At 68.1% G+C, this 18,316-nt stretch carries 10 protein-coding genes; 5 read left to right on the top strand and 5 right to left on the bottom strand.

Annotated features, from left to right (window positions below; all coding sequences use genetic code 11):
- Window positions 1-116: 116 nt before the first annotated feature.
- The 5 genes from WT60_RS25210 to WT60_RS25190 all read right to left on the bottom strand — a co-directional run bounded on the left by WT60_RS25210 (window position 117) and on the right by WT60_RS25190 (window position 7,141).
- Window positions 117-1,679 carry an efflux transporter outer membrane subunit gene (locus WT60_RS25210; RefSeq protein WP_060822979.1) on the bottom strand — a complete coding sequence of 521 codons (1,563 nt, stop codon included), beginning with the start codon at window positions 1,677-1,679 and terminating at the stop codon, window positions 117-119.
- Between the two features lie 352 nt (window positions 1,680-2,031).
- Entirely contained in the window at window positions 2,032-2,991 is a 960-nt protein-coding gene (locus tag WT60_RS25205; protein WP_059648296.1) for a glycosyltransferase family 2 protein, read from the bottom strand.
- A gap of 107 nt (window positions 2,992-3,098) precedes the next feature.
- Window positions 3,099-4,676 (bottom strand): DHA2 family efflux MFS transporter permease subunit, encoded by a 1,578-nt coding sequence (locus WT60_RS25200; protein ID WP_038744240.1) that lies wholly within the window; start codon window positions 4,674-4,676, stop codon window positions 3,099-3,101.
- On the bottom strand, window positions 4,673-5,992 hold the full coding sequence (locus tag WT60_RS25195; RefSeq protein WP_038744242.1) for a nucleotide disphospho-sugar-binding domain-containing protein: 1,320 nt from the start codon (window positions 5,990-5,992) through the stop codon (window positions 4,673-4,675). Before WT60_RS25195 ends, WT60_RS25200 begins: the two co-directional genes overlap by 4 nt.
- 249 nt (window positions 5,993-6,241) lie before the next feature.
- Window positions 6,242-7,141, bottom strand: coding sequence for an alpha/beta hydrolase (locus WT60_RS25190; protein ID WP_038744245.1), 900 nt, complete (start codon window positions 7,139-7,141; stop codon window positions 6,242-6,244).
- 981 nt (window positions 7,142-8,122) lie between these two features.
- Here WT60_RS25190 and betI point away from each other — a divergent pair.
- The 5 genes from betI to WT60_RS25165 all read left to right on the top strand — a co-directional run bounded on the left by betI (window position 8,123) and on the right by WT60_RS25165 (window position 18,142).
- Window positions 8,123-8,713 carry a transcriptional regulator BetI gene (gene betI / locus WT60_RS25185; protein WP_038752849.1) on the top strand — a complete coding sequence of 197 codons (591 nt, stop codon included), beginning with the start codon at window positions 8,123-8,125 and terminating at the stop codon, window positions 8,711-8,713.
- Between the two features lie 36 nt (window positions 8,714-8,749).
- Window positions 8,750-10,219, top strand: a complete 1,470-nt coding sequence (gene betB / locus WT60_RS25180; RefSeq protein WP_038752850.1) for a betaine-aldehyde dehydrogenase — start codon at window positions 8,750-8,752, stop codon at window positions 10,217-10,219.
- A 20-nt stretch (window positions 10,220-10,239) separates the two neighbouring features.
- Window positions 10,240-11,937 (top strand): choline dehydrogenase, encoded by a 1,698-nt coding sequence (betA, locus tag WT60_RS25175; RefSeq protein WP_059646972.1) that lies wholly within the window; start codon window positions 10,240-10,242, stop codon window positions 11,935-11,937.
- A 1,235-nt stretch (window positions 11,938-13,172) separates the two neighbouring features.
- Complete coding sequence (locus WT60_RS25170) at window positions 13,173-16,550, top strand: 3-keto-5-aminohexanoate cleavage protein (RefSeq protein ID WP_060355952.1); 3,378 nt, start codon at window positions 13,173-13,175, stop codon at window positions 16,548-16,550.
- Between the two features lie 155 nt (window positions 16,551-16,705).
- On the top strand, window positions 16,706-18,142 hold the full coding sequence (locus WT60_RS25165) for an MFS transporter (RefSeq protein ID WP_060355953.1): 1,437 nt from the start codon (window positions 16,706-16,708) through the stop codon (window positions 18,140-18,142).
- Window positions 18,143-18,316 lie beyond the last annotated feature (174 nt).

Raw genomic sequence — 18,316 nt, 5'->3', positions numbered from 1 at the left:
CTCCCGAATAGCATTGCATCGCCCGCCGAAGCATGCATCGCGTCGACCGCCATTCGAGCGCCGCCGCGCGTTCGCCCGTCGCTTCGACCGTCCGCCGAATCCCGCGACCGCACCGGTCAGTCGCGCTGCGGCTCGTTCGCCTCGGCCGGCCGCGACGCCGCCGCGAACGGCTTGCCCGCCTGCGCGAGCGGCCCGCCGCTCGCCTGCCGCGCGTCGAACCCGCCGCCCAGCGCCCCGATCAGCCCCACCCGCAACGTCCGACGCCGCGCTTGCAGCTCGATCGCGTGCGAGCGCTCGTCCAGCAGCGTCAGCTTCGCCAGGTTCACGTCCTTCCGCATCCCCATCCCGCGACGGTGCCGGTCCTCCGCCAGCGCCACCATCCGCTGCGCCGAGCGCACCGCCTGCTGCTGCTCCTTGAGCAGCGCATCGACCGTCGACAGCGACGTCAGCTGCCGCGCCACCTCGCCCAGCGCCCCATCCACCGTCTGGTTGTACAGCGCGAGCGCCACGTCCGCGTTCGCCACGTCGCCGCCCAGCTTCGCCTTCAGCCGGCCGCGATCGAAGATCGGCAGCGACAGCGCCGGCCCGATCGAGCCGCCCAGCGCATCGTGCTTGAACAGCGACGCCGGCGCCAGCGCGAACAGCCCGCCCAGCGCCGCCAGGTTCACGTCCGGGTAGAACGACGCGCGCGTGCCGTCGATCGACGCATACGCCGCCTCCACCCGCAGCCGCGCCGCGACGATGTCCGGCCGCCGACCCAGGAGCCCCGCCGGCAGCCGCGCCGGCAGCGGCGCGTCCGCGAGCGGCGCGAGCTTCGGCCGCGCGAGCGACAGCCCCCGCTCCGGCCCGCGCCCCGTCAGCACCCCCAGCTGCAGCTTCTGCAGCTGGATCTGCTCGTCGAGCAGCGCGATCTGCTCGAGCAGCTTGCTGCGCTTGAGCGCCGCATCGTCCGCGTCGTAGCCGTTGTCGATCCCGCGCGCCGCGCGCTCGCGCAGCACCGTCTCGACCTGCTCGCTCGAGCGGCGCTTGAGCAGCAGCAGCTCGCGCAGCGCGTACGCGCGGTCCAGCTCGCCGTACAGCGTCACGATCGCCACCGACAGCGTGAGCCGCGCCTGCTCCGCCTCGACCCGCGCCGCGTCGCGCATCGACATCAGCCCGCGCGTCGCCGCCGCGTTCTTGCCCCACAGATCCAGCTGGTAGTTCAGCCCGACGAACAGCGACGACGACGACACCACCGACTCGCCCACGAGCGGCACCGACACCGGCAAGCCGTTCAACGTCGTATTGATGGTGCCGCCCGAGCGCGGCACGTGCGCCTTGCTGAGCGACGCGCCCGCCGTCGCGGTGAGCCCCGTGAGCGATTCGAACTGCTGCAACTGCGACTGCGCGACGCCGATTCGCGCCTGCGCGGCCTGCAGCGTCGGGTTCTGCTGCAGCGCTTCGGCGACCAGCGCGTCGAGCTGCGGATCGCCGAGCTGCCGCACCCAGTCCGGGCTCGGCCATGCGCCGTGCGTGGCGCCGCCCGTCGTCTGCGCGAGCGCGTCGTCGCCGGGCTCGCGCGGCGCGAGCGTCGGCTTGAACCCCGACGGCACGCAGCCGGCCAGCGTCCATGCGAGCGCCGCCGCCGCGAACCAGCGCGCCGCGCGTCCTCCTGTCGTTCTCGTTGCCGCCTGATTCATCCGCGTCGTACGTCCTTCGTTCGTGCTCGATTCATGCTTGACTGATCGTTGCGATGCGGCTGCGCGCGCGGTGCTTCGCTAGCCGGTGCCGCCCGATTGTCGGCGCGCGTTGCCGGTGCTTCCACGATCGATCATCCGGTATGCTTGCCGCGCGCCCGCCGTGATCGGCGCTTACCGCTTGGTTGCGCGGACTCCGCGCGTGTTCTGCTCGTCCGTCACTGCCTCCTGTCGACCTGTCGACCGCCGCAGCATCTCCACGCCGAGTCCATTCGATTCGTCTTCGCAACGATTTCGTTCGATATCCGATCTTTATCGTCGCGCCGCGTCCTGCCCGTTGTTCGATCCATTCCATTCACCCCAGCCGCACCGGCTCGCGAGCCGCCGTGCCCGAGCGCGCCTCGTCGAACGATCCGAGCCGCCCGAACACGCCGTCGAGCACGCCCAGCGCGATCCCCCGCAGCTTCGCCCCCTTCTCCCGCTCGCACAGCACCACCTGGATCACCTGCCACACCGTCAGCAGATTCGGCACCAGCGCCACCGGAAACCGCAGCCCGTACTGCAGCCCCAGCTGCATCGCGTTGCGCGCGCCGTAATACCGCCGCTGCCACGAGTGATGCATCGCGGTCAGCTCGAACGGCCCCACCTTGTGCCGCCGCCGCGCCCCGATCCGGTGCGTCAGCACCAGCGACGGCACCACGTACAGCGGCACGTTGTGCGCGAGCGCGCGCAGGCAGTACTCGGTGTCGACGTGGTCGATGAACAGCGCCTCGTCGAACCTTCCGAGCCGCGCGTACGCCGCCCGCGAGATCACGCTGCCCGACGAGATCAGGAACGCGCAGCGCTGCGGCGCCGTCTCCCCTTCCACCCGCACCCGGCGCACCGTCACGCCGCTCGTCATCAGCTCCGGCAGGAAGCGCGCTTCGTTCGCGTCGTAGATCCGCGGCCCCGCGACGAACGCGCCCGCGCCTGCCCCCTCGCCCAGCCGCGCGCACGCGTCGCGCATCTGCGCGAAGTACCCCGCCGGCACCGTCGAATCCTGGTCGAACAGCGCCACCGCGTCGACGCCCTGCGCGAACAGCGCCGACAGCCCCGCGTTGTACGCGCCCGCCACCCCGCCGCGGTTGCCCTGATGCCGCCATACGATATTCCCCCGCGACGACAGCGCCCCCACCCGCTCGCGCGCCGCCGCGTGCTCGTGCGGCGTGTTGTCGACGACCACGAGCGCGTCGCTGTCGCGCGCGAGCGCCTCCAGGCCCGACAACTGCTCGTCCGTCGGGTAATACAGAATCACCAGCGCGCCCAAGCTCGTCATCGCTCTTCCCTCGGTGGTTCGGGTGCTCGCCGCGCACCCTATCGCTGCGCCAAGTCGTCAGGACTTCGACGCATCGCCCTTCGCCCTCACACCCGGAGCATGGCGCCTCAATGCCCCATCGTCGCCGCCGCGCCCCGCTTCGGCCGCGTCAGCCACATCAGCCCCGCCAGCAACACGCACGTCCCGCTCGCCATGTAGAACATGTCGTTCGTCGCCATCATGTACGCCTGCTGCCGCACCACCTGGTGCAGCGAGCTCAGCTCCCGCGTCCCGTGCAGACCCATCGCGTGCAGCGCGTCCACGTACCGCTGCGTGTTCTCCGACGCTCGCGTCACCGACTGCGACACCACCGCGTAGTGATACGTCGCCCGGTTGTCCCACCACGTCACGCTCAGCGCCGTGCCGAACGCCGCCGACAGCGTCCTCAAGAAGTTCGACAGGCTCGACGCCGCCGCCAGCTTGTCGTCCGACACCCGCGACAGCGTCGCCGCCGTCAGCGGAATGAAGAAGCACGGCAGCCCCATCCCCTGGATCAGCCGCGGCGTCACCACCTGCGCGAACGTCATCGTCAGCGTGAAGTGCGTGCTCCACCACATCACCCCCGCGAACACCAGGAATCCGAACGTCACCAGCACCCGCGCGTCCACCCGGCTCGCGTACAGCCCCACCAGGATCGAGAACACCAGCGCCAGCACCCCCATCGACGCCGTCGCCAGCCCCGCCTGGTACGCCGTGTAGCCCATCACCGACTGCAGCCACAGCGGAAACACCACCCCCACCACCGAGAAGCTCATCATCCCCAGCGAGATGATCACCACGCAGAACGTGAAGGTCCGCTCCCGGAACAGGCTCAGCTCCACCACCGGATGCGCCTCCCCCAGCTCCCAGATCAGCAGCGACACGAGCGACACCCCCGCCACGATCGCGAGCGTCGTGATCAGCGACGAATCGAACCAGCCCCGGTCGTGGCCCAGATCCAGCACCGCCTGCAGCGCCCCCACCCCGATCACCAGCAGCACGATCCCCGTCACGTCGATCGGGCTCGCCTCGCCCCGCTGCTCCTGCGGGTGCAGCATCAGCGTGCACACCGCGAACGAGAACAGCCCGATCGGCAGGTTGATCAGGAAGATCCACGGCCACGAGAAGTTGTCGATCAGCCAGCCGCCCACCACCGGCCCCAAGATCGGCGCGAGCAGCACCGTCATCCCCCACAGCGCCAGCGCCAGCGTGCGCCTGGCCGGCGGGAACGCGCGCAGCAGAATCGTCTGCGACAGCGGCACCATCGGCCCCGAGAACAGCCCCTGCAGCGCCCGGCACGCCACCAGCACCTCCAGGTCCCGCGCGAGCCCGCACAGCAGCGACGTCAGCGTGAACAGGATCACCGACGCGACGAACAGCCTCAGCTCCCCCACCCGCCGCGCGAGCCACCCCGTCAGCGGCACCGCGATCGCCGCGGCCACCGAGTACGAGCTGATCACCCACGTCCCCTGGCTGTTCGACACCCCGAGGCTGCCCGAGATCGCCGGCACCGCGACGTTCGCCACCGTCGAATCCAGCACCTCGATGAACGTCGCGAGCGACAGCGCGAACGTCAGCAGCGCGAGCCTCGCGCCGCGCAGCGCCGGTGCGGCCGGCGCCGGCGGCGCGCTCGCGGCCCGATCCGCCGGCAACGCTTGCGCGCTCATGCCGGCTGCGCCTGCCGCGCCGCCACCCCCGGCGCGAAGCGCTCGATGAAGCGCGCAGCCTCGTCGCAGCCGTTCGGCTGCGCCGCCATCCGCGCCCGCACCTCACCGCAGCGCGCCGCCATCGCCTCGTCGCCCAGCACCCGCAGCAGCGAGCGCGCAAGCGGCTCGCCCCGCACCGGCGCGTCCAGCCGCACCCCGCAGCCGCTCGCCGCCACCCGCTGCGCGTTGTCGAACTGGTCGTGCGCGAACGGCGTCACCACCTGCGGCACCCCCGCCGCGTACGCCAGCGACGCCGTCCCGATCCCGCCGTGATGCACCAGCGCCCGGCAGCGCGGCAGCAGCGCCGCCAGCGGCACGTAGCGCCGCTTGAGCAGCGTCACGCCGTTGCGTGGCGCATCATCGTGCGCCCTCGTTCCCGTTGGCCCCGTCGTCCCGTCCGATGCCGCCGGCGCGTCCGGCGCGAGCAGGATGCCCCGCACGCCCGTCGCTTGCAGCACCTGCGTCACCGCCCGCTCGTAGGTCCGCCCGTCCACCAGCGTCGAGCCCGCCGTGAACACCACCGGCGCGTCGCCCGACGCGACGAACGCGTCCAGCTCCGGGTCCGCCTCGTGCGGCCCCGCGTCGTTGAACAGCGGAAACCCGCTTTGCAGGTGATTCGCCGGCCAATCCCGCTGCGCCGGCGCGAACCACGACGGAAACAGGCACAGCACCCCGTCCGTCGAATGCAGCCACCGCCCCAGAATCCGCCTCGCCGGCGCGAGATCCAGCGCCTGCCGCACCGCGTTCAGCTCCGGCCCGCACACCCGGTCCAGCACCTGCCGCTCGATCAGCGTCATCAGCCCCGCCTTCACCGCCAGCGGCAGCCCCGCCGGGATCGTCAGCCGCTTGTGCGTCGGCGGCGCGTGCGCCGACAGCAGCGTCGACGGCGACACCTGCACCGACACGTAGCGCGTCCCGTAGCGCTCCTGCATCAGCCGCGCCGAGAACGCCCACAGCGTGCCCACCAGCACCGTGTCCGCGTCGCTCAGCGCGCGCAGCGCGTCGAAGTGCGGCCGCACCACCGGCGCGATCACCCGCCACAGCGTCTTGAACGACGTGCGCGGGTCCCACAGCGCCGGGTCCGCCATCGCCTGCGCGTACTCCCGCGCCGTGCCCACCGGCACGAACGCGAAGCCGCTCGCGCGCACCGCCGCCTCGAACGGCGGATGCGTGCAGAACACCACCTCGTGGCCGCGCGCCGACAGCGCCCGGCCCACCCCGAGCAGCGGGTGCACGTCCCCCGCCGACCCGATCGCCGTCACGATTACTTTCGACATCGCTTCGTCACTCGATTGCGCGCGGCAGCCGTCGGCGCGACCGCGAAACGTTCGAACCGGATCGTCCGTCGCCGGCCGGGGTTCGGCCGCCTGCCGTCGGGATCTTCCGTTGAACGAACCGTTCCGTGACACGAACGCGCCTTGCCGTCGCCGCGTCACGCGGCGCGCGCCACGCCTGCCTGCCTGATTTGAACGAGCCGCGACACCGGCCGCGCGCGAACGCCCGCCGGCCTCGGCCCACGCACGCCGTTACGACAGCGCCGGCATCTGCCCCAGCGGCGCGAGCGCCTCGCCCTGCGCCTCGTCCCGCGCCGCGCTCGCCCGCTCCTCGCCGAAGAACCCCAGGATCGCCGTGCGAACCTGCTCCTGCTGCTGACGCCCCTCGAGGTCCAGGAAGTGCCCCGCCTGCCGGATCGTCGCGAACTCCGCCCGGCGCACGTACGCCGCCAGCCGACGCACGTCCGACGACGTCGTATACTCGTCCAGCTCCCCGTTGATGAACTTCACGTCGCAGCCGATGTTGCGGAATTCCGGCAGGTACTGCTCCGGCTGCATCGACAGAATCTGGTCGACGTGGAACGCCACCTGGTCCTGCTCCTTGCGCGGCAGCTTCGTCAGGTAGCGGTAGTTGTACAGCTTCATGATCCGCGGCAGGTAGCGGCCCACCGTGTCGTTCAGCAACTGCGCCGCCTTCAGGTTCTCGCCCGCCGCGATGTGATCGCGCGCGCGCGTCACGTAGTCCGTCATCGCGTCGTTCAGGAACGGCGAGAACGACGCGACCACCGCACGCCGCACGCTCGCGCAGCCCCGCGACAGCGCGAACAGCGACGCCACCCCGCCCCACGACACCGACAGCAGGTAGCTCGGCTCGAACCGCTCGGCCAGGTGCAGCAGAATCTCGACCTCGTCGTCCTTCGTCAGAATGTACTCGCCCGGATTGTGCTGGCGCGACTGACCCGCGTACGGCAAATCGAAGCACACCGCGTTCAGGCGCTCGCCCAGGTAGCGAATCGTCTGGCCGAACGACGCCGTCGTCGCCAGCGCGCCGTTCACGAGGATGGCCGTCTCGAAGGCCGGATCGAACACGTGACGCTCGACGTGGACCTTCAGTCCGCTCGGCAGCGCAACGACCTGTTTCTCGATAGGCATGGCGTTTCTCCCGCATCTGCTCGGCAAATGAGCTGATCCCGCGCCCTTCTCGGACGCCTCCACGTAGCCGCCCGCCCTCCCGCGCGATCTGCCCGCCCTGCCTCGCGCGCGCCGTGACGACTACCCACTCGCCGGAGCCGCGCATCGCCATGCCGCATTCGCAACAGGCAATACGCCTCCCCGGGCCTGTCGCGGTTCCCCCGCTCCCTTTAGCCCGTGGTCTCCAGCGCCTCTATCTCGCATGACGCCTCTTGAGGATTACCGCTTCCCATCGCCATTCCGCTTTCTCAACCGTCGCGCGGCGGCTTGCGCTTTTGCGGTGTTAATACTAATACGCTGAATACAACCTCCTCAACTACTTTTAATGTTTTGCCTCAAAAAACTCATCAATGTATCCTTCCGTACATTTAACAAATCATTCTAAAATCCCTGATCCGATTAACCCCTTCATCGCCCCGAAATATTTTCTGTGATATAGAACGCATCACGACGGCATCGACCGAGACGCCCGTCACACAACCCTCCAGAACCGATCCTCGCGCGCCCGCCCCGGATACCCCACCCATCCGAATCAATACCCGCCGAAGCGCGAAATCTCCAATCCCGACATCGCGATCGCATCACCCTTCCGCTTTCGCAATACCTATCCGATGACAGTCGCGCACCAAAACGGATATTTAACTTCATACTTATTGGCATTAACGCCCCGCCTATAACACGAACCCGTAATACACGAATTGCCGATTGAAACGTTTTAAACATTCTCATCAATCTTCCAATTCACTTTCACCAATGCGCGGATTAACTGCGCACCGATGCGGCACGCGCACGCCGGCGGCCGACGCGAGCAAAAAGCCCCCACCCACCTCGAGCGTTCCACCGCATCGGTCGATCCCCACATATTTTTATTGATTGAACGTTCAATAAAAAACCGCTATCCTTTCGGCTTCGCTCACCCGCCTCGCGCACAAAGGCCCCGCGATGCCCAAACTCGGAATGCGCGAGATCCGTCGCGCCCAATTGATCGACGCGACGCTCCGCTCCATCGACGAGGCCGGCCTACCCGGCACGACGCTCGCATCCGTCGCTCAGCGCGCGAACATCTCGACGGGCATCGTCAGCCATTACTTCGGCGACAAGGACGGCCTGCTCGAAGCAACGATGCGCCACGTGCTGCGCGACCTGTGGGCCGCGACCGCGCGCCATCGCGCCGCGGCCTCCGGTGGTGAGCCGCGCGCGCGGCTGCGTGCCGTCGTCGCGGCCAACTTCGACGGCACGCAAATCAGCGCGCCCGTGATGAAGACCTGGCTCGCGTTCTGGTCGCAGAGCATGCACGAGCCGACGTTGAAACGCCTGCAGCGCGTCAACACGCGGCGGCTCTATTCGAATCTGTGCGCGGAGTTCGCAAAGACGCGGCCCCGCGCGCGAGCCCGCGAGGCCGCAAGCGGCCTCGCCGCGCTGATCGACGGCCTGTGGCTGCGCGGCGCGCTCGCGGGCGAACCGTTCGACACCGAGGCAGCCCTGAAGCTCGCCAACGATTACATCGACCTGTTGCTCGCGCCGCGCGCCTGACGCGCCACGCACCCTCGCCCACTCAAGGAGATCCTTATGTCCGTATACGGCCTGCAACGCCTTTACATCGCCGGCGCCTACGCCGACGCCACGAGCGGCAAGACGTTCGACACGTTCGATCCGGCGACGGGCGAACTGCTAGCAAGCGTTCAGCAAGCGAGCGCCGACGACGTCGAGCGCGCGGTCGCGTCCGCGCGCGAAGGCCAGCGCGAATGGGCGGCGATGACCGCGATGCAGCGCTCGCGCATCCTGCGCCGCGCGGTCGAACTGCTGCGCGAGCACAACGACGAACTCGCCGAGCTCGAAATGCGCGACACCGGCAAGCCGATCGCCGAAACGCGCGCCGTCGACATCGTCACGGGCGCCGACGTGATCGAGTACTACGCGGGCCTCGCGACCGCGATCGAAGGCCTGCAAGTGCCGCTGCGTCCGGAATCGTTCGTCTACACGCGGCGCGAGCCGCTCGGCGTATGCGCGGGCATCGGCGCGTGGAACTATCCGATCCAGATCGCGTGCTGGAAGAGCGCGCCCGCGCTCGCCGCCGGCAACGCGATGATCTTCAAGCCGAGCGAAGTCACGCCGCTGTCCGCGCTCAAGCTCGCCGAGATCTATACCGAAGCGGGCGTGCCCGCCGGCGTGTTCAACGTCGTGCAGGGCGACGGCTCGGTCGGCGCGCTGCTTACCGCGCATCCGGGGATCGCGAAGGTGTCGTTCACGGGCGGCGTCGAGACCGGCAAGAAAGTGATGTCGCTCGCAGGCGCTTCGTCGCTGAAGGAGGTGACGATGGAGCTGGGCGGCAAGTCGCCGCTCATCGTGTTCGACGACGCCGAGCTCGACCGCGCGGCCGACATCGCCGTCACCGCGAACTTCTTCAGTGCGGGGCAGGTGTGCACGAACGGCACGCGCGTGTTCGTGCAGCAAGCGGTGAAAGAGGCGTTCGTGCAGCGCGTGCTCGAACGCGTCGCGCGAATCCGCGTCGGCAAACCTTCGGACCCCGACACGAATTTCGGCCCGCTCGCGAGCGCCGCGCAACTCGACAAGGTGCTCGGCTACATCGAGAGCGGCAAAACCGAAGGCGCGAAGCTGCTCGCGGGCGGCGCGCGCCTCGCGCACGACCACTTCGCGAGCGGCCAGTACGTCGCGCCGACCGTGTTCGGCGATTGCCGCGACGACATGAAGATCGTTCGCGAAGAAATCTTCGGCCCGGTGATGAGCATTCTGTCGTTCGAGACGGAAGACGAGGCGATCGCGCGCGCGAACGCGACCGAATACGGCCTCGCGGCGGGCGTCGTCACCGAGAACCTGTCTCGCGCGCACCGCGCGATCCATCGCCTCGAAGCCGGCATCTGCTGGATCAACACGTGGGGCGAATCGCCCGCCGAGATGCCCGTTGGCGGCTACAAGCAATCCGGTGTCGGACGCGAGAACGGCATCACGACGCTCGAGCACTACACTCGAATCAAATCGGTGCAGGTCGAGCTCGGCCGCTATCAACCGGTGTTCTAAGCATTGAGGAGAACGCAACGATGACGACGCGCGAATTCGATTACATCATCTGCGGCGCGGGCTCAGCGGGCAACGTGCTCGCGACGCGCCTCACCGAGGACCCGGACGTCACCGTGCTGCTCCTCGAGGCGGGCGGCCCCGACTACCGGCTCGACTTCCGCACGCAGATGCCGGCGGCGCTCGCCTACCCGCTGCAGGGCCGCCGCTACAACTGGGCATACGAAACCGATCCCGAGCCGCACATGAATCATCGGCGGATGGAGTGCGGCCGCGGCAAGGGCCTCGGCGGCTCGTCGCTGATCAACGGAATGTGCTACATCCGCGGCAACGCGCTCGACTACGACAACTGGTCGACCCACAAGGGCCTCGAAGACTGGTCGTACCTCGACTGCCTACCGTACTTCAGGAAGGCCGAGACGCGCGACGTCGGCCCGAACGACTATCACGGCGGCGACGGCCCGGTGTCCGTGACGACGAGCAAGCCCGGCGTGAATCCGCTTTTCGAGGCGATGGTCGAGGCCGGCGTCCAGGCCGGCTATCCGCGCACCGACGACCTCAACGGCTATCAGCAGGAAGGCTTCGGCCCGATGGACCGCACGGTCACGCCGCGAGGCCGCCGCGCATCGACCGCGCGCGGCTATCTCGACCAGGCGCGCCCACGCTCGAATCTCGAGATCGTCACGCATGCGCTTGCCGATCGCATTCTGTTCTCCGGCAAGCGCGCGACGGGCGTCGCGTTCCTGCACGGCAACGAGCGCGTCACCGCGCATGCGCGCCGCGAAGTGCTCGTGTGCAGCGGCGCGATCGCGTCGCCGCAACTGCTGCAGCGCTCGGGCGTCGGCCCCGGCGAATGGCTGCGTGAGCTCGACATTCCCATCGTGCTCGATCTGCCCGGCGTCGGCCGCAATCTGCAGGATCACCTGGAGATGTACATCCAGTACGAATGCAAGGAGCCGGTGTCGCTATATCCGGCGCTCAAGTGGTGGAACCAGCCGAAGATCGGCCTTGAGTGGATGATCAACGGCACGGGCCTCGGCGCGAGCAACCACTTCGAAGCGGGCGGCTTCATCCGCACGCGCGACGACGACCGGTGGCCGAACATCCAGTATCACTTCCTACCCGTCGCGATCAATTACAACGGCTCGAACGCGATCGAGATGCACGGCTTCCAGGCGCACGTCGGCTCGATGCGTTCGCCGAGCCGCGGCCGCGTGAAGCTGCGCTCGCGCGATCCGAACGCGCATCCGAGCATTCTGTTCAACTACATGTCGGAAGCGCTCGACTGGCGCGAATTCCGCGATGCGATCCGCGCGACGCGCGAGATCATGCGCCAGCCGGCACTCGACCGCTTCCGCGGCCGCGAGCTGAATCCGGGCATCGATCTGAAGAGCGACAACGACCTCGATGCATTCGTGCGCGCCCGCGCGGAAACGGCGTTCCATCCGTCCTGCTCGTGCAAGATGGGCTTCGACGACACGGCCGTCGTCGACGACGAAGGCCGCGTGCATGGGCTCGAGGGGCTGCGCGTCGTCGATGCTTCGATCATGCCGATCATCACGACCGGCAACCTGAACGCGCCGACGATCATGATCGCCGAGAAGATCGCCGACAAGATCCGCAAGCGCGAGCCGCTCGAACGCGCGAACGTGCGGTACTACGTCGCGAACGGCGCGCCTGCGCGCGGCGGCAAGCCTGCCCGAGCGCCCGCCACCGCGTAGGCTCGTTCGGCGGATGCCGCACCGATGGCCATCGACGCGCGAGAACGCTTCGAGCGCGTTCGATGCGGCCACCGGTGCCGCATGTCGCACGTGCCTCGAATAAACGACCGGTCGACCGACTGTCCGCTCGCTCGATCGACGCACGCGCACCCGACAGGCAAATCCTGCGCCCGCCCTGCGTCGCGCATGTTCGGTGCCATGCGCGCACCGGCCACAACGATACTGCGCCGACAATGAGGAACCGGCGCTTCTCGAGGATCACCCGTGCGATGTCGCATGATTTCGGTCGATACGGGCGACCTCCCGACGCCAATCCCACGATAGCCTGAGCGACGCATGCCGCTCGCCTCGAATCGGCAAGGAGCGCATCGATGACGCGCCGGCCGCCCCGCATGCCGCGCACGTTCGAATCCATCCCTGCGCGATCGCAATCAGTGCGGGCTGAGCGCACGCACCGGCGGCTAGGTCGACAAAGCAGCGCGGCGCGGATCGATTACCGCTTGCCGCGCAATGCGCCGATCAAGCCCCCTGCCCGAAACGCAATCCGCGACCGCCGGCGCGCCCGTCCAAGCGTTGTGCCCGCGCCGATCGATTGCCGGCTCATCTCGACGATCAAGCGCAGCACTGCACTGCACCGCACTGCAGTTCGTTCGATGCAACGATTAAGCAATCGGCACGCAATTTACTGAAATATCGATTTCACAAAAACAGAAATTCTCCGAATCCATCCGCCCAAATGGTTTGTCGATCGATATCGAATCCATTGAATATTCAAATTCAGTCATCCATCGATTCACATTGCTCACAAAAATATCGAACCCCGCTTTATCGCCATATCGGAATCAGGAAACGGCGCAATCCGCGCCCAATGCCCACGGAGCCCCAGCGCCCGCCCGCCCCATCAAGCCATGACATCAAGCGCGCCGCACGATTCTCCCCAATCGAAACAAACGAATCGAATAAATTAACATCAACGAAATTAAGCTCATTTAAATTTCAAAAAATTCAACTCATAATTATTTTTATAAATCAGCGTAATTTTATTGTAAGATGTCTGCAAGGCACCTTACAGCCATACCGGCGAGGTGCCTTCCGCATTTAGGCGGACGAGCCGTTCACGACCCGGACCGAGGCAAAACGCGGCACAACCCGGCCCGGCGATTCAGCGGCACCATGAAATGTCGCATCCGATCTCAATTATTTAGGATCACTTTCTAACGTATTTCAGGACGATCATGGTCAAGACCTTCTACATCACTGCAGCCCCTGTCGGCGCTGTCCCGAAGTTCCTCGATCCGCTGGAGCCGAAGTTCATCCCGCATGCGTTGCTCGAGCTGCTGCCCGCCGATACGCGCGAGACCACGACCAAGGCTCTCGAGGCCAACGGATGGGAGGCCGTGCCCGCGGGCGGCATCGTGCGCGAATTCGGCTTCGATGCGCCGATCGATCTGACCGAATACGAAGGCGCGCAAGAATCGGCCACCGCGCCGGACGCACTGCGCCGGAACGGCTGGACGCCGGACGGCAACGTATGGCATCGCACGCTGACTTCGCCGTCGCTCGCCCAGCCGCCGTTGATCACGCGCACGACGCTCGAGCGCCTGTCGTCGATCGAACTGGCCCGGCAGATCGTCCTGCAGCTCACGACGTTCGGCTGGACCGCCACCGAAGACGGCAGCCTGACCTGGACGCACGATCGAATCCACACGTATCTGTCGCCGGACTTCGTCGAGCGGATTCGCGCCGACAATGCGGCCGTGCTCGAATCGCTGTTCGAACACGGCTGGCGCACATGCGACGCCGGCTACTGGCAGCCGGGCAAGGCGCGCTCGCCCTTTCTGCCGATCACGGCGGAAGGCATCGTCGACGCATCGCGCGAGGCCCTCCGCGAAGGCGCGGCGGTGGTCCATCTGCACACGCGCGCGACCGACGACCAGGCGACGCTCGCGATTCCCGGGCTGAACGCGCCGATCGGCGTCGGCTCTCAGCGCAATCACATCGTGCTCGAGGACTACGATCGCATCGTGCCCTCGCTGCTCGACCTGGAGCCGTCCGCGATCCTGAATCTGTCGACGAGCGCGCGCGGCGACCGCCGCGCGTCGCAAAGCCCGCTGCGGCGCGCGCACCTGAAGCGCTACGGCCACGCGCAGCTCGCGCCCGACGTCGCGTCGTTCAGCCCCGGGCCTGTCGTGTTCCAGGCAGGTGGCGGCTATGACAATCCGAACGCGTTCCTCGCGGATCAGCTCGCCCACTTCGCGGACGTCGGCGTGCGGCCCGAGATCGAAGTGTTCAACCACACGATCGTCGAGAATTCGATCACGCTCTATCAGTCGCCGCTCGTCAAGGCCGGCGTTCCGGTGCTGTTCATGCTCGTCGCCGCCGTGGACCAATACCATCGCGACCCCGTCAGCGGCGACACGAGCGACGATTCGCTGATCGACGTGCCCACGCGCAAGGCGATCGCGAAGCTGCTGCAAGCGGGCACCGACGATGCGCACGAGAAGGCCGTCGAGCTCGCCGCCACGCAACTGCGCCCGAGCGTCGACAAGCTTCGCGACAACTTTCCGTCGTGCAAGATCTCGCTGCTGCTGCCTGGCCCGTTCCAGGCGTTGCTCGTCGACGTGGCGATCGCACTCGATCTCGACGGCATCCGCGTCGGCCTCGAGGATGCGCTGAACGTCTTCGACGCGCGCGTGCCGGGCGGCGTGCGCAAGGCATGCGGGACGGGCGATCAGGTCCGCTGGCTGCGGCTCGAGCTCGAGCGCCGCGGCATCGGCATCGTCGACGCCGAAACGCTGCGCGACGAGCTCGGCATGTCGCGCCCCGACGTCGGGCTGTTCCGCCAGGCGGAGGCCTCGCTCGCGCACTATCCGGCGGACGAGCGTCTCGTATCGGCCGATACGATTCTCGATGCGCTGCGGCCGATCGTCGACACGTATCGCAAGATCGAAGACCGGCTCGCGTCGCACCTTGCGAGCGCGCAAGCCCTGCCGACCGATCCCGCCGCGCTCGCCGAACACGTGCTGACGGCCGCGCGCAGCTTCGGCGTCACGATTCGCTCGTTCGTCGAGGAGCTCGATCGCTACGAGGACCACGAGTATCTGCTCGCCCGCTACATCCAGATCCCGCAAGCGCTGAATTTCGCGCGCGAGCTGCTCGTGCCGCGCGGCTATTCGATCGACGCGTACGACCGCGCGCTCGAAGATTACGCCCGCCCAGGCAAGACCGTGACGCGCGACGATGCGAGTTACAGCGTGCGAGTCGACCAGTTCAAGCCGCTGCCGCTGCGCTGCCTCGAATATCTGGTCGGGATTCCTTGCCGATACAACAGCGACTACAGCAACGTCGTGAATCTCGGCTTGCGCCAGAGCCCGCGCTACAGCGCGACGATGGCGCTGCTCTACCACGCGTTGCGCGAGCTCACGCTCGAGTTGCGCGATCGCTCGAACGCGTCGCACAAGGCGTGCGGACCGGTCTGGACCGTGCTCGAAACGTCGGCCGCGGCGGGCGAGCCGCCCGTGCGCCGCGACATCGCGCCGGGCGAGTTGCCGGCCGCGATCGACAGCGTCGACTGGATCGTGTTGCCGAGCACGCCGACCACCAACTATCCGCTCGGCCTCAAGCTATCGAACGGAATGGCTCAGCTGTTCCATGGCTTCGTCGCGCAGATCGCCGCCGATCCGACATTGCATGCTTCGCAGCATGCGCGCCGCGACACGCCGCTGCGCCTGCTCGCGATCACGCATTCGGGACGTCGCGACGACGGCGAAACGGTGATCGAAGCCAGCATGCTGCACAACCGCTTCGCGCTGAACGCGGACCCGGCGGGCATCTACTTCAGTCAGGAATCGCAACTGATCTACGAGCGCCTGATTTTGCCGCGCCTCGTCGACAAGCCTGCCAAGCTCGCGTACACCGAGCAGCAGCTCGTACGCCGCGACGCGGCGGGATTCCCGCTATATCAGGACGGCTCGCGCGCGCGACGCGTCAAGGCGGAGCAGATCGAGCAGTTGCCGTTCCTCAAGTGCTTCGCGCACAGCTCGGGGATCGCGACCGCGCAGCAGCTCGACGTGCAGGCGTGCCACGACGGCGAGCGCCTCGGCCTCACGGGCGACGAGCTCCGTGCGTTCTTCGATCGCGCGCTGCTCGTGTCGTTCGGCTCCGCCGCGGATATCCACCTCGACTGGCTCGGCACGTCGGTCGTCGACGTGACCGCGTTCAACGACGTGCGCAGCCTCGCCGGCACGACGAGCCGTCATTACGTGATCGAGCCGGGCGAGCATGCGGACGTGCTGCAGCATTGTCTCGTCCACACGCAGCCCGCCGACTATCGCTACGATCACGCGACGCCGGTCTGGCAAGAAGGCCGGCACGACAAGATCGTCGCGCGGCTGACGGGCGTGTTCCTGCTCGACGACCATGCTCGGCTCGACGACGGCCACTCGATTCGCCGCTACCTGGCCGCGAGCCCGCTGTGGCTTCGCCAGTGGATCGCGCGCTTTCACGACGCGCCCGCCGACGCCGGCGCGCACGCGATCCTGCGCGAGTTGCAGTCGTCGATGACCGACTACCGGTCGAGCGCGAACCACATGATGCGGCGAGCGCTCGCGTAAGCCCGCGCGGCGCGCCGGCGGCGTCACGCGCCGGCGCGCCCGTTCCACCCGCATGCCGCTTTCCTTCTATGGCGGCGAATAATGGCCAAGTCTACTGAACGAACCGCGCGCCCCGCGCATCCCGCGCCGGGGCCGCGTTACCACCAGAGACCGCCATGCCAGCCGCCCTCGCCGCCCCTTCAAGCGCCACGCGCGCCAGCGCCGCCGCCCGCCTCGAACGATTGCCGTTTTCCGGCTATCACAAGCTCATCTTCGTGATCATCGCGATCGCGTTTTTCTTCGACTCGGTGGACCTCGGTACGATGACCTTCGTGCTCGGCTCGATCAAGAAGGAGTTCGGCCTATCGACGGCGACGGCCGGCCTCGTCGCGAGCGCGAGCTTCTTCGGGATGGTGCTCGGTGCGGCAATCGCGGGCCTGCTCGCCGACCGCTTCGGCCGGCGCCCCGTGTTCCAGTGGAGCATGGTGCTGTGGGGCGCGGCGTCGTACCTCTGCTCGACCGCGCAGAACGTCGACGCGCTGATCGTCTATCGCGTGCTGCTCGGAATCGGCATGGGCATGGAGTTTCCGGTCGCGCAAACGCTCTTGTCCGAATTCGTTCCCGCCGCGAAGCGCGGCCGGTTGATCGCGCTGATGGACGGCTTCTGGCCGCTCGGCTTCATCACCGCCGGCATCGTGTCGTACTTCGTGCTCCCGCTGTTCGGCTGGCGCACCGTGTTCGCGCTGCTCGCGCTGCCCGCCGTGTTCGTGCTCGTCGTGCGCCGGCTCGTGCCGGAATCGCCGCGCTGGCTCGAGCACCGCGGCCGGCTCGCCGAGGCCGAGCGCGTGCTCGCGCGCGTCGAGGCGAAGGTGATGAAGTCCGCGCGCGTGTCGAGCCTGCCTGCGCCGTCGCGGCTCGCGGAGCCCGCCGCCGCGCGTGGCCGCGGCGCGTTGCGAGAGATCTGGAGCGCCGCCTACCGCCGTCGCACGACGATGGTCTGGCTGCTGTGGTTCTTCGCGCTGCTCGGCTTCTACGGCCTCACCTCGTGGCTCGGCGCGCTGCTGCAGCAGGCGGGCTTCGCCGTCACGCAATCGGTGTTCTATACGGCGCTGATCTCGCTCGGCGGCATTCCCGGCTTCCTGTGCGCGGCGTGGCTCGTCGAGCGCTGGGGACGCAAGCCGACCTGCATCGCGTCGCTCGTCGGCGGCGCCGCGATGGCTTACGTGTACGGACAGAGCGCACTGTTCGGCAGCAGCGTGACGCTGCTCGTCGGCACCGGGCTCGCGATGCAGTTCTTCCTGTTCGGCATGTGGGCGGTGCTCTACACGTACACGCCGGAGCTGTACGGCACGGGCGCGCGCGCGACGGGTTCGGGCTTCGCGTCGGCGATCGGCCGGGTCGGCTCGCTGATCGGGCCGTATGTGGTCGGCATCGTGCTGCCGCTCTTCGGCCAAGGCGGCGTGTTCACGCTCGGCGCGCTGTCGTTCGTCGTCGCCGCGCTGGCGGTCGGCGCGCTGGGGATCGAGACGAAAGGCTTGGCGCTCGAGGCGCTCGCGTCGACGGACGACGCGCGCGCCGCCGCGCGCGACGCGGCCGGCGCGGCAGCGAACTGATGGGCCGCCCCGTTCGCGCGACGACGCCGGCACGCGCGTCGCCGCCGGCCGTTGCGAGACGGCGCGCTTCGTTTTCCGGCGGGAACGCACATGCGCAGCCTTCGGCCCGCGCAGCAGCGATCGACGTCGACGCCGGATGCGAAGCCGTCACACGGCCGCCCTTGCGCGGATGCG

This window comes from Burkholderia sp. MSMB617WGS (genome assembly GCF_001532025.2).
Taxonomy (GTDB): Bacteria; Pseudomonadota; Gammaproteobacteria; order Burkholderiales; family Burkholderiaceae; genus Burkholderia; species Burkholderia savannae.
Note: the sequence above shows the minus strand (reverse complement) of the source record. Positions and strands in the feature narration are given on the sequence as shown.

Coding starts and splice junctions, on each gene's coding strand:
- WT60_RS25210 (WP_060822979.1), bottom strand. CDS start 1,679: ATGAATCAGGCGGCAACGAGAACGACAGGAGGACGCGCGGCGCGCTGG.
- WT60_RS25205 (WP_059648296.1), bottom strand. CDS start 2,991: ATGACGAGCTTGGGCGCGCTGGTGATTCTGTATTACCCGACGGACGAG.
- WT60_RS25200 (WP_038744240.1), bottom strand. CDS start 4,676: ATGAGCGCGCAAGCGTTGCCGGCGGATCGGGCCGCGAGCGCGCCGCCG.
- WT60_RS25195 (WP_038744242.1), bottom strand. CDS start 5,992: ATGTCGAAAGTAATCGTGACGGCGATCGGGTCGGCGGGGGACGTGCAC.
- WT60_RS25190 (WP_038744245.1), bottom strand. CDS start 7,141: ATGCCTATCGAGAAACAGGTCGTTGCGCTGCCGAGCGGACTGAAGGTC.
- betI (WP_038752849.1), top strand. CDS start 8,123: ATGCCCAAACTCGGAATGCGCGAGATCCGTCGCGCCCAATTGATCGAC.
- betB (WP_038752850.1), top strand. CDS start 8,750: ATGTCCGTATACGGCCTGCAACGCCTTTACATCGCCGGCGCCTACGCC.
- betA (WP_059646972.1), top strand. CDS start 10,240: ATGACGACGCGCGAATTCGATTACATCATCTGCGGCGCGGGCTCAGCG.
- WT60_RS25170 (WP_060355952.1), top strand. CDS start 13,173: ATGGTCAAGACCTTCTACATCACTGCAGCCCCTGTCGGCGCTGTCCCG.
- WT60_RS25165 (WP_060355953.1), top strand. CDS start 16,706: ATGCCAGCCGCCCTCGCCGCCCCTTCAAGCGCCACGCGCGCCAGCGCC.